The organism is Paraburkholderia sp. (assembly GCF_028283785.1).
GTDB lineage: Bacteria > Pseudomonadota > Gammaproteobacteria > Burkholderiales > Burkholderiaceae > Paraburkholderia.
On record NZ_JAPWKB010000019.1, the window covers coordinates 1156857 to 1180418 of the forward strand.

At 63.5% G+C, this 23562-nt stretch carries 19 protein-coding genes, 1 other RNA gene and 1 pseudogene; 12 read left to right on the forward strand and 9 right to left on the reverse strand.

The window, feature by feature from the left end:
- Positions 1–60: 60 nt before the first annotated feature.
- From PW947_RS27460 to trxA, 8 genes are all read right to left on the reverse strand, one after another.
- The gene (locus PW947_RS27460) at positions 61–1425 is read right to left on the reverse strand and encodes an MATE family efflux transporter (protein WP_299636048.1); all 1365 of its coding nucleotides are present in this window, start codon (positions 1423–1425) and stop codon (positions 61–63) included.
- Between the two features lie 38 nt (positions 1426–1463).
- The gene (locus tag PW947_RS27465) at positions 1464–3227 is read right to left on the reverse strand and encodes a glycosyltransferase family 39 protein (protein WP_299635512.1); all 1764 of its coding nucleotides are present in this window, start codon (positions 3225–3227) and stop codon (positions 1464–1466) included.
- A 300-nt stretch (positions 3228–3527) separates the two neighbouring features.
- Positions 3528–3791: a type B 50S ribosomal protein L31 gene (locus PW947_RS27470; RefSeq protein ID WP_299635513.1), complete on the reverse strand. Its 264-nt coding sequence runs from the start codon at positions 3789–3791 to the stop codon at positions 3528–3530.
- 209 nt (positions 3792–4000) lie between these two features.
- Entirely contained in the window at positions 4001–4843 is an 843-nt protein-coding gene (locus PW947_RS27475; RefSeq protein WP_299635514.1) for a M90 family metallopeptidase, read from the reverse strand.
- 32 nt (positions 4844–4875) lie between these two features.
- The gene (locus tag PW947_RS27480) at positions 4876–6432 is read right to left on the reverse strand and encodes an MFS transporter (protein WP_299635515.1); all 1557 of its coding nucleotides are present in this window, start codon (positions 6430–6432) and stop codon (positions 4876–4878) included.
- Positions 6429–7049 carry a MerR family transcriptional regulator gene (locus tag PW947_RS27485; RefSeq protein WP_299635516.1) on the reverse strand — a complete coding sequence of 207 codons (621 nt, stop codon included), beginning with the start codon at positions 7047–7049 and terminating at the stop codon, positions 6429–6431. Before PW947_RS27485 ends, PW947_RS27480 begins: the two co-directional genes overlap by 4 nt.
- A gap of 205 nt (positions 7050–7254) precedes the next feature.
- Positions 7255–8520: a transcription termination factor Rho gene (gene rho / locus PW947_RS27490; protein WP_299635517.1), complete on the reverse strand. Its 1266-nt coding sequence runs from the start codon at positions 8518–8520 to the stop codon at positions 7255–7257.
- Positions 8521–8735: 215 nt separating this feature from the next.
- Positions 8736–9062: a thioredoxin TrxA gene (gene trxA / locus PW947_RS27495; RefSeq protein ID WP_299635518.1), complete on the reverse strand. Its 327-nt coding sequence runs from the start codon at positions 9060–9062 to the stop codon at positions 8736–8738.
- Between the two features lie 485 nt (positions 9063–9547).
- On the opposite strand from trxA, the gene ffs reads away from it, so the two are divergent.
- From ffs to PW947_RS27535, 8 genes and pseudogenes are all read left to right on the forward strand, one after another.
- Positions 9548–9646, forward strand: an RNA gene (gene ffs / locus PW947_RS27500) — signal recognition particle sRNA small type.
- 388 nt (positions 9647–10034) lie between these two features.
- A complete protein-coding gene (dnaX, locus tag PW947_RS27505; protein ID WP_299635519.1) occupies positions 10035–12836 on the forward strand; it encodes a DNA polymerase III subunit gamma/tau in 2802 nt (933 codons plus the stop codon).
- Between the two features lie 92 nt (positions 12837–12928).
- The gene (locus PW947_RS27510) at positions 12929–13255 is read left to right on the forward strand and encodes a YbaB/EbfC family nucleoid-associated protein (RefSeq protein ID WP_133648934.1); all 327 of its coding nucleotides are present in this window, start codon (positions 12929–12931) and stop codon (positions 13253–13255) included.
- Between the two features lie 353 nt (positions 13256–13608).
- Positions 13609–14205: a recombination mediator RecR gene (gene recR / locus PW947_RS27515; protein WP_299635520.1), complete on the forward strand. Its 597-nt coding sequence runs from the start codon at positions 13609–13611 to the stop codon at positions 14203–14205.
- A gap of 51 nt (positions 14206–14256) precedes the next feature.
- Positions 14257–15483 (forward strand): CaiB/BaiF CoA-transferase family protein, encoded by a 1227-nt coding sequence (locus PW947_RS27520; RefSeq protein ID WP_299635521.1) that lies wholly within the window; start codon positions 14257–14259, stop codon positions 15481–15483.
- 72 nt (positions 15484–15555) lie between these two features.
- The gene (locus PW947_RS27525) at positions 15556–16611 is read left to right on the forward strand and encodes an ABC transporter substrate-binding protein (protein WP_299635523.1); all 1056 of its coding nucleotides are present in this window, start codon (positions 15556–15558) and stop codon (positions 16609–16611) included.
- 69 nt (positions 16612–16680) lie between these two features.
- Positions 16681–17494, forward strand: a pseudogene (locus PW947_RS27530) (ABC transporter ATP-binding protein).
- Positions 17495–17519: 25 nt separating this feature from the next.
- Positions 17520–18344 carry an ABC transporter permease gene (locus PW947_RS27535; RefSeq protein ID WP_299635524.1) on the forward strand — a complete coding sequence of 275 codons (825 nt, stop codon included), beginning with the start codon at positions 17520–17522 and terminating at the stop codon, positions 18342–18344.
- A gap of 76 nt (positions 18345–18420) precedes the next feature.
- Here PW947_RS27535 and PW947_RS27540 read toward each other — a convergent pair whose 3' ends face one another.
- Complete coding sequence (locus PW947_RS27540) at positions 18421–19395, reverse strand: NADPH:quinone oxidoreductase family protein (protein WP_299635525.1); 975 nt, start codon at positions 19393–19395, stop codon at positions 18421–18423.
- 269 nt (positions 19396–19664) lie between these two features.
- Here PW947_RS27540 and surE point away from each other — a divergent pair, with 269 nt between their 5' ends.
- From surE to rpoS, 4 genes are read left to right on the forward strand one after another with little or no spacing between them, the layout of a single operon-like run.
- Positions 19665–20432 (forward strand): 5'/3'-nucleotidase SurE, encoded by a 768-nt coding sequence (gene surE / locus PW947_RS27545; RefSeq protein WP_299635526.1) that lies wholly within the window; start codon positions 19665–19667, stop codon positions 20430–20432.
- Complete coding sequence (locus tag PW947_RS27550; protein ID WP_299635527.1) at positions 20429–21502, forward strand: protein-L-isoaspartate(D-aspartate) O-methyltransferase; 1074 nt, start codon at positions 20429–20431, stop codon at positions 21500–21502. Before surE ends, PW947_RS27550 begins: the two co-directional genes overlap by 4 nt.
- Before the next feature lie 5 nt (positions 21503–21507).
- Positions 21508–22452, forward strand: a complete 945-nt coding sequence (locus PW947_RS27555; RefSeq protein WP_299635528.1) for a peptidoglycan DD-metalloendopeptidase family protein — start codon at positions 21508–21510, stop codon at positions 22450–22452.
- A gap of 11 nt (positions 22453–22463) precedes the next feature.
- The gene (gene rpoS / locus PW947_RS27560; RefSeq protein WP_299635529.1) at positions 22464–23558 is read left to right on the forward strand and encodes an RNA polymerase sigma factor RpoS; all 1095 of its coding nucleotides are present in this window, start codon (positions 22464–22466) and stop codon (positions 23556–23558) included.
- The last annotated feature ends 4 nt before the right edge of the window (positions 23559–23562 follow it).

Sequence of the window (23562 nt, forward strand, 5' to 3'; positions counted from 1 at the left end):
GCCACGGGCTCGCCGGACGGCTTGCCGGGCATGACCGGGCAGAGTGGTAGATCAGGTGGATCAGCTTTCGCGCGCGAGGTCGCGGATCGGACGACGACTGATGGTGCGCCAGTAAAGCGCAAGGCCGACGCCTGCGATCGCGAGGCTGGCTGCATTGGCGACCCAGAAGCCGCGCGCGCCGGTCAACCAGTCCGGCGTCAGGCCACCGACGTCGAAACCCAGCGCGTATCCGCCGCCAAGTCCGACGCCCCACAGTGCCACCGCGTAAATCACGGTCGGCACCACGGCGACCTTGTAGGCGCGCAACACGAACGCGGTCGTGATCTGCAATGCGTCGAACAGGTGGTAACAGACCACGATCAGCACGAGCGGCATCGCGGCGGCGGCCACCTGCGGGTTCGGCGTATAGCCCTCGATAATCCACGGACGCAATACCAGCACGATCGTCCCGTAAATCGCAGCGATGCCGACGGCCATCAGGATGCCGTGGCGCGACAACGTGCGCGCGGCGTGCGGCCGATGCGCGCCGAGCGCCTGCGCAACCAGCGTCGATGTGGCAATGCCGATCGACAGCGGCGTCATGTACAGCACCGCGCCGAGATTGCCTGCAATCTGGTGGCCGGCCAGCGTCGTCGTGCCGAAGCGTGCAATGAACAGCGCCATGAACGTGTACGACGTGACTTCGATCAGGTACGACAGGCCCATCGGGATGCCGAGCCGGAGTTGGGCGGCCTGACGTTGCCAGACCGGCCAGCAGAAGCGCGAAAAGATCGCGAACGGGCTAAACACCTCCACGCGCGTCAGCAGCGCCATGCCGACGATCGCCAGCAACCAGTTGATGATGATGCTCGCCAGCGCGCAACCGGGGCCGCCGAGCGCCGGCACGCCAAGTCCACCGAAAATGAACCAGGTATTCAGCGGGAATTTGAGAAGCAGGGCGCCGATCTGCAGGATCATCACGAGGCGCGGCTTGCCGACCGCGTTCGTCACCGAGCTGTAGACGCGAAACGCGAGGCTCGCGGGCAGTCCGAACGACAGAATCCGCAGATACGCTTCGGTGCGTTCGCGCAGCGCGTCGGGCGCGTGCGCGATCTGCAGCAGCGGACCGGGAAAGAACAGGATCGCGAAGCCGACCAGCGTCAGTACCGACGCCAGCCACAACGACTGACGCACTTCCTCGCCGATCTCGGCGTAACGGCGCGCGCCGTACAGTTGCGCGGTGATGGGCTGAAGCGCGGTGAGGATGCCCGTCAGGCCGATGTACACGGAGATGTACACCGACGAACCCAGGCCGAGCGCGGCGAGATCGGTGGCGGAAAAGCGGCCGACCATCGCGGTGTCGATCACGCCGAACGCGATGATCGCCAGTTGGCCGATCAACACCGGCCACGCCAGCGAAGCGATTTTTCGTGCGTCGGCGAGCAGGTCGCCCGGCGCGCCGCCAGGCCCGTCCGTCGCCACGGTCACTCCCGCTTGCTTCGCCACGGACGGCGCTTGACGGGCGGCTTCGGCCGGTCGATCCGCACATACAGGCGGAACCGTTCGTCGCGGTCGGCGACGCGGCGGCCTTCCCAGACCAGCTTCCACATGAAATCGGGCATGGCGCTCGGCTCGCCGAAATCCTGCGTGTCCTGTCGCAGGATGACGTCGCAGTCGTCGTTGAACGAGAAGTGCATGTCGCCGAAATACGCGAACGTCGCAATCTGCGCATTACCCAATCGCACCGGCGAGATGCACGAGTAATCTTCCGGCAGATGGCTGGCGATCTGTTCGGCGACGTCCTTGTAGGTCCGGCTGTAGTTCACGACCGGCAGCCACAGCGTCATCAGCAAGACCCACATCAGCGTGGTGCCGGCGCTCGACAGCACGACGCTGCGCCACAGAACCTTCGGATGGCGCGCGAGCCGCCAGCGCACCAGCGCGAACCAGCACACCGTCACGGCGACCGCGCAGACGAACGACAGGATCTTGAATTGCGGCACGTAGCCGGGAGCGAGTCGCGCGAGGTTGCGGGCGATCGGGTGCGGAAAGCCGGTCAGGCCGGCCATGTAGACGATCCACACGAAGCTGCCGAGGCCGGTGAAGCTCAGCAGCGCGAACCAGTCGATTGCGTTGATCGCGCCGCGTTTGAGCGTGGGCAACGCGAAGGTCGCGAGCACGGCGAGCGCGGGCAGCAGCAACATGTAGAGCCGGTTCGACTGGTGGCTCTGCAACACGACCAGCACCAGCAACGGTCCAATCACCGACAGCGGCACCGCCACGTGCGGCGCGCGGCGCAGTCCGGCCCAGCTGAACCACGCCCAGATCGCGAGCGGCCACGCAGGCCAGGTGAACAGCGGCAGATTTTTCAGCGCGTAACGGGCGACGTCGGCGGACCAGCCGGGCGGGCCCGCGAACGCGTCGCGGCTCGTGTGCAGCCACTGGTTCAGATACCAGACGGCGTCGTCGGGGAAGGTGGCGAGCGCGATGAGCGGCCATGACACGGCCAGCACCAGCGCGACCGGCAAGCCGGCCAGCAGCAGCCAGCGCGAGCGCGCTTCACGCACGATCAGCGCCATCGCGAGCGTGCCGATCAGCAACGCGGCGACCAGCACGGGGTTGCTCGCCAGCGCGAACAGGCCAAGCCCGCAGCCCCACAGCAGCGCGCCTTGCACCGGGCTGTCGATCATCCGCACGAGGCCGTAAAACAGCATCGCGACGCACAGGAACTGCGCGAGTTGCGGCGTGGTTTCGTGACCGCGTTCGGCGAGACCGAAACAGGCGAGCAGGATCAGCAGCGCGCCGTCGGCGAGCGTGCGGCCGTAGTCGCGCGGTTCCGGTTCACCGCCGAATGCGTATTTGAACGGCTGGACTTCCGGGCGGCGGCCGAGCAGATACGCCGCGTACCAGACGAACGCGCAAGCCGCGCAGAACAGCAAGCCGGTGACGACGCGCGACGCATTGCTCGCATCGACCCACGGCGACAACGCTCGAATGCTCAGTGCGCCGAGCCAGTAGCCGAGCGGGCCGTCTTCGGTCAGATATTTACCGACGAGGTTCGGCAACATCCAGTCGTGCGCGGAGCCGTTCGCCATCGTCCACATGACGCCGAAGCCGGCAGCGTCCTCGTTCTTCCAGGGATCGCGGCCGAACAGCCCAAAAAACGCGTAGACAATGCAGATGGCAAGAAGCAGCCAGCGCGGCAGCGCGCTGGTCGCGGAGGCAGTGAGGCGAACGACGGGTCTCATGCGGATCGGTTTTTTTCGGAGAAAGCGGTTCGAGCGGCGGCGGGCAGTGTGCCCGGCAAAGGGGCCGATTCGAAGCATCCGGCATTGTAGTCGTGCCGTACGCGCCGCGTCACGGATGGTAACGGCCCGCAACGCCATTGGCAGGCCGGTTACATCGACGGACGGCGGATTGCGCGGAATTGCGCCGTGTGCGGCAAATGTTGGAAAGTGGTGCGTCAAATAAAAAAGGGCAGCGTAAGCTGCCCTTTTTTGATGCTACCCGGTGCGGTGCCGGCGATGTGCCGGCGACCTGTGCAGCAATTACTTGACTGCCTTGCCGGTTGCGCGCGTGCCGAACTTCTTGTTGAACTTCTCGACGCGGCCAGCCGTGTCCATGATCTTTTGTTGACCGGTGTAGAACGGATGCGATTCCGACGACACTTCGATCTTTGCCAGCGGATACGTCTTGCCTTCGAATTCGCCGGTTTCGCGCGTCTGGATGGTCGAGCGGGTCACGAACTTGAAGTCGATCGACATATCGATGAACAGAACTTCGCGGTAATTCGGGTGAATGCCTTCTTTCATGGTCTTTCCTTTTAATCTGGCGGTAGCCAACCCGCGTGCCGCCACGGGAATCGCGACGGCCTTTAGGCGCGAGCCACTTGCCTAAGGTCGAAAAACGGCGATTATGCCAGAAAATCAGTTGCTTGACGAATTTCCAGCGCGATTTCTGGCGATCGCGCGTGGTCTCGGCGGCGGTTTCCCGGTTCGCCGCGACGCCGCTCCCGCCTGCGTCAGCCGGCCTGTATCGACAGCACGCCGACCCGCGCCGGATCGTGCCGGTAATAGCGCGCGAGCAACCGGTAAAGCTCCGGATATTCGGCTTCGAATGCATGCGGTTGCACGAACAGCGCCTCGCTGCATACGGCAAAAAATTCCGATGGATGATCGGCGGCATACGGGTCGATCAGCGAATCGCGTTCGAAGCGCGACCAGCGCCGCTCGGGCACCGCATCGACCCGCGTGCAGAACCGGTCGTAAGCCGTGTCGAAAATATCGGCCCACGTGGTCGCGTCGAGACCGAGCGGCGCGTGCCAGCGACGAAACAGCGGCGGATGGCCGTTCGCCTCGCCGGTCAGCATGTCGATCTTGTGCGCGAATTCGTGGATCACGACGTTGTATGCGTCGGTGCCGTCGGTCATCTGTGCGTCTTCCCACGACAGCACCACGGGGCCGCCTTCCCACGCTTCGCCGCTCGCGTCCTGCTCGATTTCGTGGACCACGCCGTCTTCGTCCTCGACCGTTTTGCGGATCACGAACTCGCCCGGATAGACGATCACGCCGACCCAGCCGCGATACAGGTCGAGGTCCAGGTTCAGCACCGGCAGACACGCCTGCGCGGCGATCGAAACCGTCATCGCGTCGGTCAGCGCGAGCGCGTGCGCGGTCGAAAATTCCTTGCGCGCGAGAAACAGGCTGCTCATTTCGCGCAGTCGCGCGAGATCGGGCGTGTCGAGATGCGCGAGAAAGGGCAGGCTGTCGAGCGTCGCCTGCCATTGCGCATCGTCGATCGCGTGATCGCGCAATGCGCGTTCGCGTTTGCGGGTGTCGAGCCAGTGTGTGAATTTCGAAAGCATCGTGATGGCCGCTGATGAGTCGGTTCGATCGACTAGTCGATCTGTTTTTGCCACGCGGCAAACACGCCGCCGCACACTGCCACGCCGATCAGAAAATGAAAGCCGTCGAGCGACGCCAGAAAGCTGGCCTGCTGCGCGACCATCCGGCCGACCTGCACGACCGCGAGCGCATGCGCATCGCCGAGCGTGCGTCCGGCCGCTTCGAAGCCGTGCGTCAACGTGGCCAGCGTGTTCTGGAAAACCGGATTGTACGGATTTGCGAATTCCGCGAGCCGGCTTTCGTGCAGCGCCTGACGATGCTGCTCGACAATGATGACCGACGCCGTCGCGAACGAGATCGTCAATTGCCGGACGATGTTCTTGAGCCGGTAACCGTGCGTGAATTCCTCGATCGCGAAAATCCGGAAGGTCAGGTTGGCGACCGGCAACACGATAAACAGCAGCAACAGCCCGCGCAGCAGCAGCGGCACGAGCAATGCCGCCTCGCCGACGCCGGGCGACATGCGCGTCATCCATTGTGCGGCGAACGCTGCCACCGCGAAGCCCGGCACGATGATCCACTTCTTGTGCGTCAGCAATTTAGCGTAACGGAAGTACACGAATAATGCGCTCGCCGAGATCAGCGATGTCACGCCGACCAGCTGTCCGCTATTTTCGACGGGATAGCCGAGTCCGCTTTCGAGAAAGCGCGAGATCAGATAACTGAAGGCCGTGGACTCGTAGTAATAGAACACGTACAGCACGAGCCCGACCTGAAAGGTTTTTTCGCGAAATGCATGCAGACGCACCAGCGGCGACGGGTGATGCCACTGCTGATACGCAAACCATGCAAGCGCGACGACACCGGCGATCGTCAGCAAGATCAGTCCCGGCGACGCGCTGAACAACTGGAACCGCACCTGCTGCATGACGATCTGCAGTGCGCCTTGCGCGAACGCGAAGATCAGATACGGCCAGAAGTGGCCGCTGCCGCGTTCTTCCGGCAGGCGGTTGCCGGAATCGGGCAGCGCGAGCATCGCGAGCACGGCGAACAGCACGCCGACCGGCGCGGTGCATGCGAACAGCGCGCGCCAGTCGAAATGCGCGACCAGTTGGCCGCCGATCAGCGGCGCGAGTGCACTGCTGAGCACGATCAGGATCAGAAACGCGCGGGTTGCCACCGGACGCTGCTGGGGCTTGAAACTGATCTGGATCAGGATGCGGCAGGTGCCCATCATCGGACCGATGAAATAGCCCTGAAAACCGCGTGCGAAGGCGAGTTCGATCGACGTTTCGCACAAGGCGGCGGCAATCGCGCCCGCCGAATAGAGCAGCATGCAGCCGGCTACGTAGCGCCGGTAACCGATCCGTTCGACCCACCATTGTTGTTGCAGGATGCCGAGCACGGCGGCGATTGCATACGCGCTCGACGCCCAGACCAGTTCGTCCGGCGATGCGTTGATCCCGCCCGCGATATAGCTCGCGAAGAACGAGAAGATCGCGTTGTCGAAGTAATCGAGGCCGGTGACGACGGCCAGAACCCAAGGGAAAAAATCGCCGCGCAGTGCGTCGACGCTGAATAACGGCCTGCCTGACGACGTCGTGCTCATGCGGGGTCGTCCGGATTTTTTGCGGATTTTCGAGCGCGTTTCGCGGTGGCTTGCGGGCGGGCAGGCGAGGGCGGTGCGCTCGCCGCTTCGTGTGGCGCCGCGTTCGTGGATCGGGCGGACTGGCTGGCTTTTGTCGCGAGCGCGCGTTTTCTGGCGGTTTCCTCGCGGCGTTGCCGGATCAGCAGTTCGGCGTTCTCGCCAGCGAGACGTCGCTCGATATAGTCCAGGTCGTGCGCGAGCTCGGCCTTCAGCGTTTGCGCTTCTTTCATTTCGCGGCGCATCGCGTCGATTCGCGCGTCGAGCGCCTGAACCTGCGCGCGCAGCGCATCGCCGATTTCGCGTAACGAGTCGTCGGAGAAGCGCCGGCCGCCTTCGACGGCTTGCATCGGCCGCTTCAACATTTCCGTGATCCCTTCGAGCGAAAAACCGAGCGAGCGCAGTCGCAGGATTCGCGCGAAACGGTCGAGATCGTTTTCGTCGTAGAGACGGTAACGGCCTTCGCTGCGTGTGGGCGTCACGAGTCCGCGCTCCTCGTAATATTTGAGCGTGCGCGGCGTGACATTCAGCCGCTCGGCGGCGTCGCGCACGGTGAGCAGCGTGGGCGTGTCGTTGGACATGGGCTTCGATGAAACGCGAAAAGAGTGGAGCGAATTATAGTTCAACGTGAACGTTCACGTTCAGGTTGATGGCTTCGCCGACGCTGGATGCGGATTGTGGAAACGGGAAAACGCGGGCGAAAAAAAACCGCCCGGCGCAATGCGGGGCGGTTTTTCGAGCCTGTCGAAACAGGCCGCGCGAGACTTTCGACGCTGGGTTGCGGGCTTAGCCGCCGCCGCGACGCATCATGTCGAAGAACTCGGAATTGCTCTTCGTCTGACGGATCTTGTCGAGCAGGAATTCCATCGCTTCGACTTCGTCCATGTCGTGGATGAACTTGCGCAGCACCCAGATCTTTTGCAGCACGTCCGGCTTGATCAGCAGTTCTTCGCGACGCGTGCCGGACTTGTTCAGGTTGATCGACGGGTAGACGCGCTTTTCAGCGAGACGACGTTCCAGGTGCACTTCCATGTTGCCGGTGCCCTTGAACTCTTCGTAGATCACGTCGTCCATGCGGCTGCCGGTTTCGATCAGCGCCGTACCGATGATGGTCAGCGAACCGCCTTCCTCGATATTGCGCGCTGCGCCGAAGAAGCGCTTCGGACGTTGCAGCGCGTTGGCGTCGACACCGCCCGTCAGCACCTTGCCGGATGCCGGCACGACGGTGTTGTACGCGCGGGCGAGACGCGTGATCGAGTCGAGCAGAATGACCACGTCGTTCTTCATTTCGACGAGGCGCTTTGCTTTTTCGATCACCATTTCGGCGACCTGGACGTGACGTGCAGCCGGTTCGTCGAAGGTGGACGCAATCACTTCGCCCGCCACCGAGCGCTGCATTTCGGTCACTTCTTCAGGACGTTCGTCGATCAGCAACACGAACAGCACGACATCCGGATGGTTCTGCTTGATCGCGTGGGCGATGTGCTGAAGCATCACGGTCTTGCCGGACTTCGGCGACGCGACGAGCAGGCCGCGCTGGCCTTTACCGATCGGCGCGATCATGTCGATGATCCGGCCGGTGACGTTTTCTTCGCCGCGCATTTCACGTTCGAGCAGCAGCACCTTGTTCGGGTGCAGCGGCGTCAGGTTTTCGAACATGATCTTGTGCTTCGACGCTTCCGGCGGCTGGCCATTGACCTTGTCCACCTTCACCAGCGCGAAATAGCGTTCGCCGTCTTTCGGCGTGCGCACTTCACCTTCGATCGTGTCGCCGGTATGCAGATTGAAACGACGAATTTGCGACGGGCTGATATAAATATCGTCCGTGCTGGCGAGATACGACGTCTCGGGCGAGCGCAGGAAACCGAAGCCGTCAGGCAACACCTCGAGCGTGCCGTCACCGAAAATCGTGTCGCCGGTCTTGGCGCGTTTTTTTAGAATAGCGAACATCAATTCCTGCTTGCGCAGGCGGTTCGCACTTTCGATCTCGAGGCCATTAGCCATCTCGATCAATTCGGACACGTGCAGAGTCTTAAGCTCGGATAAATGCATACGGAGAACCCGCAGGAGAAGGTGCGACCTGAATGAAATCTGGGAGGAGAGTGAGCGGAACCGCTCAGGGACTTACTCGTCTTTTCGACGTTTTGCGGATTCTAGCATAGCACACGCAAAATTCTGTCTGCGCGGCGCAGTCCGATCTTTATGCCTGCGCATGTTGCCGACTGGCAACATGCGCAGGAGGGCGTGCGATGTGCGCGCCGGGGTGCTTACAGGTGGTCTTCGAGGAACGCGGTGAGTTGCGACTTCGACAACGCGCCGACCTTCGTTGCGGCCACTGCGCCGTTCTTGAAGAGAATCAGCGTCGGGATGCCACGCACGCCGAACTTGACCGGCGTGGATTGGTGTTCGTCGACATTGATCTTGGCGATTTGCACGCGATCGGCGTAATCCTTGGCGACTTCGTCGAGGATCGGCGCGATCATCTTGCACGGGCCGCACCATTCAGCCCAGAAATCGAGCAGCACGGGTTTACTGGATTTCACGACGTCCTGTTCAAAGGATGCGTCGCTAATATGCTTGATGTTTTCGCTCATTGTATGAATACCTCTATCGGGTCGAGGCATGCCTGAATTGGTCGCCACGATAAACCAGAGACTAAAAAAACTTCTGTACGCATTGCCGCGATCTCAAGTGCGAACCTGCCCGAAACGATGTTGCCAGAAGCCCGGGAAGGCGATGAATACTTGGTCTCGCGGATATCGGTACGTCAGTTTAGCCTAAATTGCTATGCGTTGCCCGTGGTGATAGTACGAGGGCGAGCGGCGCTGCCGATCCCGCTGGCAAGGCGCTTCGCGGCCCTTTCCGGACTTTCCTGGCAACCGCTAACGCGCGCGTCGAAACGAATTGCGCACGCTGCATGGATGCCTCACGGACAAGATTCATAACGCCATCAAAGCTGATACGAACTGTATCTGGAGGCCGCAACGAAGAACACAAGCGGGCGCGGTTCAATCTTTTATCAGGTGTTATGCAAGCAATGGCTGGCGCTCGGGGACGTACCAATGCTAGAATTCAACGTGACGGGCCTCCTCGCATGGAGGTGCGGTCAATCTGGTCAGGTCGGGAACGAAGCAGCCACAGCCGTTTTCCACCAGTGCCGAGGGTCAGGCTCGTCACCTTCCTTTTTCTGCAATTTCTTGTTGCAGATCGTTGTTCCTCAAGTCGGTTTTCACTGACTTTTCCCAGCTCCAAATTCTCCGAATATCGCTAGCATCGCGGTTTGCGCCGTCGTTGTTTCGCGCTTCTTGTGTCGATGCGTGTCGCCGTCTCTCTCAGGCTCACTCGCCGATTCTTTCTCGCGCTTTTCGCCTGATGCTTTGTGCTTTTGTCGTCGCTTGCGTTCTATTGAAATCGCGTGCCGGTTTCGAGCGGAGCGCGTCGGCTCGACGCTTGAGATTCTGCTGCGTCGCATCCATCTTCAGGCCGTGGTCACGCGCGATTGCGAGACGCAATTCGCGCCCGGTCGATTCGTCTTTCGACAGCATTGTTACTGATACAATTTCCGGATGACCTACCAAGTTCTCGCACGCAAATGGCGGCCGAAGGATTTCGCGTCGCTCGTCGGACAGGAGCACGTGGTGCGCGCGCTCACGCACGCGCTCGACGGCGGCCGTCTGCATCATGCCTATCTGTTTACCGGCACACGCGGTGTCGGCAAGACGACGCTGTCGCGCATTTTCGCGAAAGCGCTCAATTGCGAAACCGGCGTGACTTCGACACCGTGCGGCGTGTGCCGCGCATGCCGTGAAATCGATGAAGGCCGATTCGTCGATTACGTCGAAATGGACGCGGCAAGCAATCGCGGCGTCGACGAAATGGCGGCGCTGCTCGAGCGCGCCGTGTACGCGCCGGTCGATGCGCGCTTCAAGGTCTATATGATCGACGAAGTGCACATGCTCACCAATCACGCGTTCAACGCGATGTTGAAGACGCTTGAGGAGCCGCCGGCGCACGTCAAGTTCATCCTCGCCACGACCGATCCGCAAAAGATTCCCGTGACCGTGCTGTCGCGCTGTCTTCAGTTCAATCTGAAGCAGATGCCGGCCGGCCATATCGTCACGCATCTCGAACACATTCTCGGTGAAGAACACGTGCCGCACGAGACGCAGGCGTTGCGTCTGCTTGCGCGCGCGGCTGACGGCTCGATGCGCGATGCGTTGTCGCTGACCGATCAGGCCATTGCCTATTCCGCGAACGAAGTGACGGAAGAAGCGGTGCGCGGCATGCTCGGCGCGCTCGATCAAAGTTACCTGATTCGTCTGCTCGACGCGCTGGCCGATGGCGACGGCGCGGCCGTGCTGTCGGTGGCAGATGAAATGGCGTTGCGCAGCCTGTCGTTCTCGACCGCGTTGCAGGATCTGGCGAGCTTGTTGCACCGGATCGCGTGGGCGCAATTCGCGCCGGCGTCGGTGCTGGACGAGTGGCCGGAAGCGGCGGATCTGCGTCGTTTTGCCGATGCACTGAGCGCCGAGCACGTCCAACTGTTCTATCAGATCGCGACGATCGGCCGTAGCGAGTTGGGCCTCGCGCCCGACGAATACGCCGGTTTCACGATGACGCTGCTGCGAATGCTCGCCTTCGAACCGGCGCCGGGCGGCGGTGGTGGCGCAGCGCCGTCGGGTGGCGCGACGGGCCGTGCGGGTGCTTCGGGTGTCGCGCGTAGCGGGAAGTCGAGCGCGGGCGCGGCGGTTGCCGCCGCGCAGAATGTCACCGGCGCGCGCCAGGCGGCGGGTCCGGCGCCGGAAACGGCGGCTGTATCCGCTACACCTGCTAGTGCGACGAAAACGTCGGCGGGTGTGGTCGAGGCAGCTGCTGCGCCTGAGCAGGGCGCGGCGCCGGACGATTCTGTTGCGGCACGACGCGATGTGAACGCTCAAAACATCGACGATGACGCGGGCGCGAACAAGGCGAACAAGGCGACCCACGCGACCGAACCGGCGACCGCGACGCCCGTCGCGATCCCGACGCAACACGCAAACGCCGTTACGCCGGACGCAAACGCGTCCAGCAACGGCGTCTCTTTCGACGGCGCTGCGAGCGGTCCGGACGAAGTCAGCGTCCGGGATTCCGCCGCCGTCGAAAGCGACGTCGCGGTATCGGGCGATGCAAGCGCGGCCTCGGCCGTCGATGCATCCATCGCGGTTGAAGCCGAAGCATTAGCCGAAACCGAACGCGTCGAGACGCAAGTCACGCCGCTCGTCGAAGCGAGCCCGATCCATGCAGCAAATGTAGCAAACGAATCAAGCACGGCAGACGCAGCAGACGAACCCAACGCAGCAAACGAACCCGCCGACATCCCGACCCCGACCCCGGACGCCGCCGCATCGCGCGCGCCGACCCGTCCCGGATTACGCGTCGGCGCGCCGGTCGCTGCGTCGACTTCGCCGTCGCCGGCTATTGCCGCGCCGTCTCCCGTCGTTGCCGCGCCGCGCCGAGCGGGTGGCGCCAGCGCCGCGCTGGATGTGTTGCGTAGCGCCGGTCTGAAAGTGTCGTCCGATCGTGGCCGCGCGAGCGCCGCCGGTGCATCGCCCGCGCCGCGCGTGAACGTACCGGTTCCGACGCCGAACGGCCCACGCCGCGCCGCGCCGGAGAACGGTGGCGTCAGCGCCGCGTCGAATCAAGCGTCGGGCGCCGCGCCTTCGCGCGCACCCGCGCAGCGCAACAGTCAACCACAGTCGCAGGGCAACAGCGTGCCGCCGTGGGACGACATTCCGCTCGACGACTACGTGCCGCTCGCGTCGGACGACGCGTATTTCGCCTCGCCCGACGACAACTACATGCCGTCGTTCGACGATGGTCCCGATGACGTGCGGATGCCGTCCGCGCCCGCCGCAGCGCCGGCCGTGGTCGATGCGCGTCCGTTGCCGCCCGCCATTGCGCTGGACGCGATCGGTTTCGACGGCGACTGGCCGGCGCTCGCCGCCGGTCTGGCGCTGAAGGGCATCTCGTACCAGCTCGCGTTCAACAGCGAGTTGATGGCGATCGAAGGCGGTGTGTTGAAACTGAACGTGCCGGTGCCGCAATATGCAGAGGCATCGCAGGTCGCCAAGCTGAAGACGGCGCTGGCCGAGCGGCTCGGTCGCACGGTCGAGGTCCAGGTCGAAGTCGGCGCGGCGCGTCGCACTGCCGCCGCGGCCGACGCGGCCGCGCGCGCGCAGCGTCAGAAGGAAGCCGAGCGGGAAATCGGCACCGACCCGTTCGTGCAGTCGTTGATTCGCGAGTTTGGTGCGAGTATCGTGCCGGGCTCGATCCGGCCGGTGTCGGCGGACGTGCAGGGCACGCAGGGCGGCGCATCGGCCGCGCATTGAGCGCAGCGCACAGCACAGACGTTTCGCGATCACGCGGGGCGTCCAGTTCCGAATTTCGAAGGTTTAACGCGGTTTAAAGAAGGAGCATGTCCATGATGAAGGGTCAACTCGCCGGGCTGATGAAGCAAGCTCAGCAGATGCAGGAAAACATGAAGAAGATGCAGGATCAACTTGCGTTGATCGAAGTCGAGGGGCAGTCGGGTGCCGGTCTCGTCAAGGTGACGATGACGTGCAAAAACGACGTGCGTCGCGTTTCGATCGATCCGAGCCTGCTGGCCGACGACAAGGACATGCTGGAAGATCTGGTCGCCGCCGCCTTCAACGACGCCGTGCGCAAAGCCGAGGCGACCGCTCAGGAAAAAATGGGCGGCATGACGTCCGGTCTGCCGTTGCCGCCGGGATTCAAGCTGCCGTTCTAAGACCGCAGTCGCCGCACCGACCAACGAGGCCGGTGCGGGCAAAATGAACCCTGGTCACCCGGCGCATCCAAAAAGAAAGGCCGGCCGGAAAGGCAAAAGCAAGCGGAGCAAATTACGCCCATGCTACGAAGTGGCGTTTTGAGCCGCTTTCTTTTGCCTACTTTTCTTTGCGGCGGCAAAGAAAAGTAGGTGCGGTCCCGCACAGGGACGAACCAGGCGGGCCGCCGGGCGAGCCGGACGCCGGCTCGGCGCGATCGTACCGACCGGAAAGTGCGCGGTTCGACCAACCGAAAAACCGCGCCATCGCCGCGCTCCAGCGCGAACCAACCAAAACCCCACATCCCGCTCCGCGAATGAAACAACCGTCCGCCCTGTCATCGCTGGTCGAAGCACTCCGCGCGCTCCCCGGCGTGGGCCCGAAGTCTGCGCAGCGCATGGCTTACCATCTGATGCAGCACGATCGCGAAGGCGCGGAAAAGCTCGGCAAATCATTGCTGTTCGCCACGGAACATCTGCAGCACTGCGAGAAATGCAACACCTTCACCGAGGCGCAGATTTGCGAAGTCTGTCTCGACGACGAGCGTGACCCGGCGTTGCTCTGCGTCGTCGAAACGCCTGCCGACCAGATCATGCTCGAGCAGACGATGACATACCGCGGGTTGTATTTCGTGTTGATGGGCCGTCTGAGTCCGCTCGACGGCATCGGTCCGAAGGAAATCCATTTCGACCGGCTGGTGCGACGCGCAACCGACGGCGTCGTCAAGGAAGTCGTGCTTGCGACCAATTTCACGAACGAAGGCGAGGCGACCGCGCATTATCTCGGCCAAACCCTGAAGGCGCGCGGTTTGTCGGTGACGCGTCTGGCGCGCGGCGTGCCCGTCGGTGGCGAACTGGAATACGTGGACGCGGGCACGATCGCGCGCGCGATGCTCGACCGGCGCTCGCTCTGACGCGACTGGCGACTGGCGAGTAGCGGGTAAAAAAACACAGCAAGGAGACGTATGACAGCCGCTACAGATACCGCATCGCCCCCGACAGGCCCGCTCGCCGGCGTCAAGGTGCTCGAACTCGGCACGCTGATCGCCGGTCCGTTCGCGGCGCGCTTTCTCGGCGAATTCGGTGCGGACGTGATCAAGATCGAAGACCCGAAGGGCGGCGATCCGTTGCGCAAATGGCGCAAGCTCTATCCGGAAGTCGGCGGCACGTCGCTGTGGTGGGCCGTGCAGGCGCGCAACAAGAAATCGGTGACGGTCAATCTGAAGGCCGAAGAAGGCAAGGAGATCGTTCGACGCCTCGCGAAAGAAGCCGATATCGTCGTCGAGAATTTCCGGCCGGGTCTGCTCGAAAAACTCGGTCTCGGCTACGACGTGCTGTCGGCGGAAAATCCGGGGCTCGTGATGGTGCGTCTGTCCGGCTACGGTCAGACGGGCCCGTATCGCGATCGTCCCGGTTTTGGCGCGATCGCGGAGTCGATGGGCGGCTTGCGACATATCACCGGCTATCCCGACTTGCCGCCGCCGCGCATCGGCATTTCGATCGGCGACTCGATCGCCGCGCTGCACGGCGTGATCGGCGCGTTGATGGCGCTGCATCACAAGCAGGTCAACGGCGGCAAAGGTCAGGTCGTGGACGTCGCGCTGTACGAAGCGGTGTTCAACATGATGGAAAGCGTGGTGCCCGAATACGGCGTGTACGGCATGGTCCGCGAACGCACCGGCGCATCGTTGCCGGGCATCGTGCCGTCGAATACGTATCCGTGCCGCGACGGCAGCATTGTGATCGGCGGCAATAGCGATCCGATTTTCCGGCGCCTGATGATCGCGATCGACCGCGACGACCTCGCGAACGATCCCGCGCTCGCGCATAACGACGGCCGCGTGCCGCGCACTGCCGAGATCGACGGCGCGATTGCCGCGTGGCTCGCCACCCGCACCATCGACGAAGCACTCGACGTGCTGAATGCCGCTGACGTCCCGGTCGGACGCATCTTCAGCGTCGCCGATATGTTCGCAGATCCGCAATTCATCGCGCGCCAGATGATCCAGCGTTTCAAGTGGCAGGACGGTCAGGAGATCACCTTGCCGGGCGTCACGCCGAAGCTGTCCGCCACGCCCGGCGAAACCCGCTGGCTCGGCCCGGAACTGGGTGAACATACCGATGAAGTCCTTCATTCGCTAGGTTATGATGCACAGCACATCGCACGGCTGCATCAACAGCAGATCGTGTGAGCGAGCAGGGCGCACGGCGCGCATAACAGCGCCGGCGCCGTAGCAAAAATAGAAAAAACTGGAGACTGATTCATGCAACGCAGAAGCTTTCTGGCGGGCGCGGCCGCCATCGCCGGTGCGGGACTCGCGAATGTCGCGGGCACGCCGCTCGCCTTTGCACAAGGCACGGCCGGCAAACTCGAAACCTCGAAAGTCGCAATCGCGGTCGGCGGCAAAAATCTCTTCTATTACTTGCCGCTCACGATCGCCGAGCGTCGCAATTTCTTCAAGGACGAAGGGCTCGACGTCGAAATCTCGGATTTCGCGGGCGGCTCGCAAGCGCTGAAAGCGGCGGTCGGCGGCAGCGCGGACGTCGTGTCCGGCGCGTTCGAACATACGCTGCTGTTGCAGGCGCAAAAGCAGATGTTCCGCGAATTCGTGCTGCAAGGACGCGCGCCGCAAATCGTGCTGGCCGTGTCGAAAAAGACCATGCCGAATTACAAGAGCGTGGCCGATCTGAAGGGCAAGAAAATCGGCGTGACCGCGCCCGGATCGTCGACGTCGATCATGGCGAGCTTCGTGCTCGCCAAAGCCGGTCTGACCGCGAAAGACGTTGCGTTCGTCGGCGTCGGTGCGGGCGCGGGTGCGATTGCCGCGCTGCAATCCGGCCAGATCGACGCGCTCGCGAATCTCGACCCGGTGATGACCAAGCTCGAACGCGCCGGCGAAATCCGGGTCGTCTCCGATACCCGCACGCTGAGCGACACGCGCACCGTGTTCGGCGGCGACATGCCGGCCGGCTGTCTGTACGCGTCGCAATCGTTCATCACGAAAAATCCGAACACGACCCAAGCGCTGACCAACGCGATGGTCCGCGCGCTCAAATGGCTGCAAAGCGCCACCGGCAGCGAACTGATCAACACCGTGCCGGAAGGCTATCTGCTCGGCGACCGCGCGCTGTATCTCGACGCGTGGCAGCACGTGAAGGAAGCAATGTCGCCGGACGGGCTGATGCCCGCCGACGGCCCCGCAACGTCGCTGAAAACCTTGCAGACGTTCGATCCGGCGGTGCAGGGCAAGCCGATCGATCTGTCGAAAGCGTGGACCAACGACTTCGTGAAAAAAGCACTGACGACGCTGAAGGCCTGAGCCTCGTCGGGACGCGTGTATTCACACCGTTTTCTCACCGGTTTCAACGCTTCAGAAGCGAGCTACACGATGACCGTTCCAGCCCTGGCGCTCGAAAACATCACCTGTACGTTTACGTCGCGGGAGAACCGCGCGCAGCGTTACACGGCAGTCAAAGATACGACGCTGCGGATCGCGCCCGGCGAATTCGTGTCGGTAGTCGGGCCGACCGGTTGCGGCAAGTCCACGCTGCTGAACATCGGCGCGGGTTTGCTGTCGCCGACCACCGGCGCCGTCACCGCGTTCGGCGAGCCGTTGACCGGGCTGAACCGGCGCGCCGGCTACATGTTCCAGGCGGACGCGCTGATGCCGTGGCGCTCCGCGATCGATAACGTAATGGCGGGTCTGTCGTTTCGCGGCGTGCCCGCTGCCGACGCGCGCGCCCGTGCCGACGAATGGTTGAAGCGCGTGGGTCTCGGCGGTTTCGGCGACCGGTATCCGCATCAACTGTCGGGCGGCATGCGAAAGCGGGTGGGCGATGGCGCAGACGCTGATTCTCGATCCCGACATCATCCTGATGGACGAGCCGTTTTCCGCGCTCGATATCCAGACCCGTCAGTTGATGGAAAACGAACTGCTCGACCTGTGGGCGGCCAAGCGCAAAGCCGTGCTGTTCATCACGCACGATCTCGACGAAGCGATCTCGATGTCGGACCGCGTGGTGGTGTTGTCGGCGGGGCCGGGCACGCATCCGATCGGCGAATTCACGATCGACCTGCCGCGTCCGCGCGACGTCGCGGAAATTCGCGCACATCCGCGCTTCGTCGAACTGCACGCGCAAATCTGGGCCGTGCTGCGCGACGAGGTACTGAAGGGTTATCAGCAGCAATTGACGGCGGTTTGACGCCAACCATCAAGGCAATCGACTCATGTGGAAGACGCTGCGCCCGAACCGGGCGAATCTGGTGATCTGGCAGTGGATGCTGCTCGTGCTGTGCTTTCTGCTCTGGTACGTGCTGACCAGTCCGACGCTGCTGCCCGCGTTTTATTTCGACGATCCGAACAAGGCCGCGTTTTTCTTCGGCGAGCCGCAAAAAGTCTTGCAACGAATCTGGGAATGGTTCGTGTCCGGCGAGATTTATCTGCATCTGTGGATCACGCTGCTGGAAACGGTGCTGGCGTTTGCGCTGGGAACCGCGCTCGGTTTGGGCGTCGGTTTATGGCTGGCGTTGTCGCCGCTCGCGAGCGCGCTGTTCGATCCGTATATCAAGGCCGCCAACTCGATGCCGCGCGTGATTCTCGCGCCGATTTTCGGCGTGTGGTTCGGTTTGGGCATCTGGTCGAAAGTGGCGCTGGGCGTGACGCTGGTGTTTTTTATCGTGTTCTTCAACGTCTATCAGGGCGTGAAGGAAGTCAGCCCGGTCGTGCTTGCGAACGCGCGGATGCTCGGCGCGAACCGCAAGCAGTTGCTGCGTCACGTCTATCTGCCGAGCGCGATGAGCTGGGTGTTTTCGAGCCTGCATACGTCGGTCGGGCTCGCGTTCGTCGGCTCGGTGGTCGGCGAATATCTCGGTTCCGCGCGCGGCGTCGGCTATCTGATCCTGCAGGCCGAAGGCACGTTCGATATCAACACGGTGTTCGCCGGTATCCTGGTGCTGACCGCGTTCGCGCTGATTCTCGACGGCGTGGTGGGGATTGCCGAAAAGCGTCTGATGAAATGGCAGCCCAAGAGCGGCGACACGGAAAAAATGTAGCGCGCGTTCGCGACGTTGCGCGTTCGCCGGACGCGCGACGCCGGCGAACGCCGATCACAAGCGCGTGCAACCGCGCTTACGGCACGATCACGATTTTGCCGACCACGCGACGCTCGGCCATATCGCGCAGCGCGCGACCGGTGTCGTCGAGCGCATAGCGCGCCGAAATCAGCGGACGCAGCTTGCCTTCCTTCAGCCAGCCGGTCATCTGTTTGAACGCGGCGAAGTTGCGTTGCGGCTCGCGCCGCGCGAAATCGCCCCAAAACACGCCGACGATGCTCGCGCCCTTCAGCAGCGTCAGATTGAGCGGCAGCTTCGGAATTTCGCCGTTCGCGAAGCCGACCACCAGATAACGTCCGCGCCATCCGATGCTGCGAAACGCCGGCTCCGAATACGTGCCGCCGACCGGGTCGTAGATCACGTCGGGGCCTTTGCCGTCGGTCAACGCCTTGATGCGCTCGCGCAGGTCTTCGGTCGCGTAGTTGATGGTCGCGTCGGCGCCGTGCGCGACGCAGGTGGCGAGTTTTTCATCCGACGACGCGGCCGCGATCACCCGCGCGCCGAGCGCCTTGCCGATCTCCACTGCGGCGAGCCCGACGCCGCCCGCCGCGCCGAGCACGAGCATCGTTTCGCCCGGCTGCAACGCCGCGCGATCGACCACGGCGTGATGCGAGGTGCCGTACGCGAGCGTGAACGCGGCCGCCACCGCGAGATCGACGTCGGCGTCGAGCGGCACGCACGCGGACGCGGGCGCGACGACCTGCTGCGCGAATCCGCCTTGCGCGGTGTAGGCGACCACCGGCATGCCCGGCGTCAGATGCGTGACGCCATCGCCGACCGCGCGCACGATCCCGGCGACTTCGGCGCCCGGCGTGAACGGCAGCGGTGGTTTGAACTGGTATTTGTTCTCAATGATCAGCACGTCGGGGAAATTGACGGCGGCCGCTTTCACGTCGATCACGACATGACCCGGCGACGCGACCAGATCGGGCAAATCCTCGACGACGAGGGTTTCGGGCGGGCCGTACTGATTGCAGCGGATTGCGCGCATCGTGTCTCCTTGTTGTTGGGCAGGCAATGGCGTGTTGGGGCCGCTCGCGGCGAATGTGTAGCAGGCGCGTGGCAAGCCCGCCGCGAGTCTGTCGCACGCTGTGACGCCATCGTGGACAGGATCGCAAGCCTGCGGCCCAGTGTAAAGCAAGACGAACGACCGTGCGATTCACGCGCGGGCGTCCGGCATGCCGCGCGCGGCTTACAGTTCGCTATAACGCGTACCGGTACGTCGTTCGTTTGCCGTATTTCCTCGGTTACAATCGCCGGATGCGAATCTTACTCAGCAACGACGACGGTTATCTTGCGCCAGGCCTTGCTGCGCTTTACGAAGCGCTCAAGCCGCTGGCCGACGTGACCGTGATGGCGCCCGAGCAGAACTGCAGCGGCGCGTCGAATTCATTGACGTTGTCGCGGCCGCTGTCGGTGCTGCGCTCGTCGACGGGTTTTTACTACGTGAACGGCACGCCGACTGATTCCGTGCATATCGCACTGACCGGCATGCTCGACCACACGCCCGATCTCGTCGTGTCCGGCATCAACAACGGCCAGAACATGGGCGAGGACACGCTGTACTCCGGCACGGTCGCCGCCGCCACCGAAGGGGTGATGTTCGGCGTGCCGGCCATCGCGTTTTCGCTGGTCGATAAAGACTGGGTGCATCTCGACGACGCCGTGCGTGTCGCCGCGCAAATCGTCGCGCGGTATCTCGAAGCGCCGTTGCCCGGTCATCCGTTGCTGAACGTGAATATTCCCAACCTGCCGTACGACCAGATCGGCGACCCGGGCCAGTGGCGCATCACGCGACTCGGCAAGCGGCATCCGTCGCAACCGGTGATCCGGCAGACCAATCCGCGCGGCGAACCGATCTACTGGATCGGTCCGTCCGGCAGTGCGCGCGACGCCAGTGAAGGCACCGATTTCCACGCGGTCGCGAACGGCCTCGTGTCGATCACGCCGCTGCAACTCGACCTGACGCATACCGACATGCTGCCCGCAACGCGCGACTGGATTCGCGCCGGCAGCGGCGCTTCATGACAGGCGAGCGCGCGAAGCGCTTTCCGCTCGGCCTCGAAGACCTGGTGCGCGAACCGCGCCGGGCCGAGGGCCGTCCGGGCGACCTGCGCGCAGCGAGCATCGCGGCGGGGAAGTCGTCGCTGGCGAATCCGTCGCAGACGGCCGCGAGAAACGCCGGCCAGACCGCCGCGCGCAACGCGAGCCAGGCGGCGAGTCAGTCGAATGGCAAAGCCGCCAATCCCGTCGCGGGCAAACCGGCCGGCAAGTCTGGCGTGCCGTCCGGCACCAAACCGGTCGGCACGGCGGGCGCGGCGCTGAAGCCGTCCGTTGCGCAGAAATCCGTTGCGGCGTCATCTTCTTCGCACGGCAAGCCGAAGTCGGGCGCGGCGTCGCTCGCGTCCGAGCGCAGCACCGCGCCGAACGTCGCACTGAACACCTCGCATGCACTGACGTCGGAACGGGTTCGCGAACGGATGGTCGAACGCCTGCGGGCGAACGGCGTCACCGATTCCCGCGTGCTGCATGCGATGTCGGCGGTGCCACGGCATATGTTCGTGGACCCCGGCCTCGCCACCCAGGCTTACGAAGACGCGGCCTTGCCAATCGGTCATCACCAGACCATCTCCAAGCCGTCGGTCGTCGCACGCATGATCGAACTGGCGGCGGCCGGACGGCCGCTGTCGAACGTGCTCGAAATCGGCACCGGCTGCGGTTATCAGGCGGCCGTGTTGAGTCAGGTGGCGCGTGACGTGTATTCGATTGAACGCATCAAACCGCTTTACGAACGCGCGAAGACCAATCTCCGGCCGTTGCGCATTCCGAATATCCGGCTGCATTACGGCGACGGCCGGCTCGGCTTGCCTGCCGCCGCGCCGTTCGATGCGATCGTGATCGCCGCGGCCGGACTCGACGTGCCGCAGGCGCTGCTCGAACAGCTGGCGATCGGCGGAAGGCTGATTGCGCCCGTGGGCGCGCAGGATGGCCAGACGCAGCAGGTGCTCACGCTAGTGGAGCGCACCGGGCCGCAGCAGTGGCGGGAGTCGCGGCTTGATCGCGTTTTCTTTGTACCCTTAAAATCCGGAGTGATTTGATACCGATGAGTATGTTGCGCGCGATGCAAAGAACCCGCCTGAATGATCCCCTGACCGTAGCGCAGCGAAGTGTGTGCGTGCTCGCGCTGTCCGTGCTGGCCGCCTGTGCGACCCGCCTCGATCCGGCTCCCGTCACCGACCAGTCCGGCTCGGGCATGCTGAGCACGACCGGCGGCGTTGCCGCGCCGGCGGTGCCGCTCGGGCCGCCGCCTCCGGGTTATTACCGTGTGAAGCCGGGCGACACGCTGTACCGGATCGCGCTGGAGAACGGCCAGAACTATCGCGATATCGCGACCTGGAATAATCTCGGCAATCCGAACCAGATCGAGGTCGATCAGTTGCTGCGCGTGGCGCCGCCGGGCGCGAACGTGAATGCGCTGACGCCTGGCGTCGTCACGTCGCCGATCGCCGGTGTGCAGGCCGCGCCGCTGACGGCGTCGCCGGCCACCGGCAACACCATGAGCAACGGCACGGCCGCGCCGCCGTTGTACGGCGCGAACACCCAGCCGTCGAATCCGGCCGCTGTGCCGCCGCCTCCGCCGCCGGCATCGGGCGCGAGCGACAGCACGCCGGCAGCGGGCGGCAACGTCGCGTTTTCGTGGCCGGTGCGTGGTCCAATTCTGGGCACGTTCAACGACGAAACGAACAAGGGCGTGAACATTGGCGGTGCGTCGGGCGATCCGGTCAAGGCATCGGCGGATGGACGCGTGGTTTATGCGGGAAATGGGCTGCGCGGATACGGCAATCTCATTATCATCAAGCATGACGCAACTTATTTGACCGCGTATGCACACAACCGCGCTTTGATGGTAAAAGAGGGTGACGCGGTGACGAAAGGGCAGAAGATCGCAGAGATGGGCAATAGCGACTCTGACCGCGTGATGTTGCATTTCGAAGTTCGCCGGCAGGGCAAACCTGTCGACCCACTGAAGTATTTGCCGCCGCAATAAGCGATACGACCATGCCGAAATCGAAGCGCCGCCCACCGCAAGCCGAGTCTGAAACGATCAGCCGTGCCACGCCTGCCACGGTGGACGAAAGCGGCGCTTCGGAAGCCGAAGACGACACCGTCGACGACATGGACAACGCGCGCGACGCCGATGAGCGTCAATCGGGCGGCGACGAGAGCGGCGAAACGCGCGAACGCGCAAACGATTCCGCGCCCGACGCCGACGATTTCCGCGCGTTGCTCCAGGCCGAACTCACGGCCGACACCATCCAGCATTACCTGAACCGCATCAGCGTCAAGCCGCTGCTGACCGTCGAGGAAGAGCAGCGTTACTCGCGGCTCGCCAAGGCCGGCGAGTTCGAGGCGCGGCAGGTGATGATCGAACGCAATTTGCGGCTGGTCGTCAGTATCGCGAAGGGTTATCTGAATCGCGGCGTGCCGCTGCTCGATCTTATCGAGGAAGGCAATCTCGGTCTGATGCACGCGATCGAAAAGTTCGACCCGACTCGCGGCTTCCGTTTTTCGACGTACGCCACATGGTGGATCCGCCAGAGCATCGAGCGCGCGATCATGAACCAGGCGCGCACGGTGCGTCTGCCGGTGCACGTGATCCGCGAACTGAACCAGGTGCTGCGCGCAAAGCGCCATCTGGAGAAAAATTCGATGAATTCCGGCGAAGCGGCCGACCGCCGCGACGCCAGCATCGACGACATCGCGTATCTGACCGGCAAAACCACCGACGAAGTCACCGACATTCTCGCGCTGAACGAGCACACCGCGTCGCTCGACGCGCCGCTCGATCTCGATCCGGCCAGCAGTCTGCTCGATCTGCTGTCGGACGACCAGAGCCAGTCGCCGGACGCCGAAGTTCAGCATCGCGAACTGGAAACGCTGACGCGCGCGTGGCTCGCGCGTTTGTCGGACAAGCATCGTCATGTGATCGAGCGCCGTTTCGGCCTCAATCACATCGAACCTGCCACGCTCGAAGAGCTGGCCGACGAAATGGGCCTCACGCGCGAGCGTGTGCGCCAGATCCAGCAGGAAGCGCTGGTTCGCCTGAAACGCTTCTTCGCATCCAACGGCGTTCGCAAGGACGCCGTCCTCTAAAAAG

What these genes read in the sequence shown, in the direction of transcription:
- PW947_RS27465 (WP_299635512.1), bottom strand. Translation starts at nt 3,227, where the DNA reads ATGAGACCCGTCGTTCGCCTCACTGCCTCCGCGACCAGCGCGCTGCCG.
- PW947_RS27470 (WP_299635513.1), bottom strand. Translation starts at nt 3,791, where the DNA reads ATGAAAGAAGGCATTCACCCGAATTACCGCGAAGTTCTGTTCATCGAT.
- PW947_RS27475 (WP_299635514.1), bottom strand. Translation starts at nt 4,843, where the DNA reads ATGCTTTCGAAATTCACACACTGGCTCGACACCCGCAAACGCGAACGC.
- PW947_RS27480 (WP_299635515.1), bottom strand. Translation starts at nt 6,432, where the DNA reads ATGAGCACGACGTCGTCAGGCAGGCCGTTATTCAGCGTCGACGCACTG.
- PW947_RS27485 (WP_299635516.1), bottom strand. Translation starts at nt 7,049, where the DNA reads ATGTCCAACGACACGCCCACGCTGCTCACCGTGCGCGACGCCGCCGAG.
- rho (WP_299635517.1), bottom strand. Translation starts at nt 8,520, where the DNA reads ATGCATTTATCCGAGCTTAAGACTCTGCACGTGTCCGAATTGATCGAG.
- trxA (WP_299635518.1), bottom strand. Translation starts at nt 9,062, where the DNA reads ATGAGCGAAAACATCAAGCATATTAGCGACGCATCCTTTGAACAGGAC.
- dnaX (WP_299635519.1), top strand. Translation starts at nt 10,035, where the DNA reads ATGACCTACCAAGTTCTCGCACGCAAATGGCGGCCGAAGGATTTCGCG.
- PW947_RS27510 (WP_133648934.1), top strand. Translation starts at nt 12,929, where the DNA reads ATGATGAAGGGTCAACTCGCCGGGCTGATGAAGCAAGCTCAGCAGATG.
- recR (WP_299635520.1), top strand. Translation starts at nt 13,609, where the DNA reads ATGAAACAACCGTCCGCCCTGTCATCGCTGGTCGAAGCACTCCGCGCG.
- PW947_RS27520 (WP_299635521.1), top strand. Translation starts at nt 14,257, where the DNA reads ATGACAGCCGCTACAGATACCGCATCGCCCCCGACAGGCCCGCTCGCC.
- PW947_RS27525 (WP_299635523.1), top strand. Translation starts at nt 15,556, where the DNA reads ATGCAACGCAGAAGCTTTCTGGCGGGCGCGGCCGCCATCGCCGGTGCG.
- PW947_RS27535 (WP_299635524.1), top strand. Translation starts at nt 17,520, where the DNA reads ATGTGGAAGACGCTGCGCCCGAACCGGGCGAATCTGGTGATCTGGCAG.
- PW947_RS27540 (WP_299635525.1), bottom strand. Translation starts at nt 19,395, where the DNA reads ATGCGCGCAATCCGCTGCAATCAGTACGGCCCGCCCGAAACCCTCGTC.
- surE (WP_299635526.1), top strand. Translation starts at nt 19,665, where the DNA reads ATGCGAATCTTACTCAGCAACGACGACGGTTATCTTGCGCCAGGCCTT.
- PW947_RS27550 (WP_299635527.1), top strand. Translation starts at nt 20,429, where the DNA reads ATGACAGGCGAGCGCGCGAAGCGCTTTCCGCTCGGCCTCGAAGACCTG.
- PW947_RS27555 (WP_299635528.1), top strand. Translation starts at nt 21,508, where the DNA reads ATGAGTATGTTGCGCGCGATGCAAAGAACCCGCCTGAATGATCCCCTG.
- rpoS (WP_299635529.1), top strand. Translation starts at nt 22,464, where the DNA reads ATGCCGAAATCGAAGCGCCGCCCACCGCAAGCCGAGTCTGAAACGATC.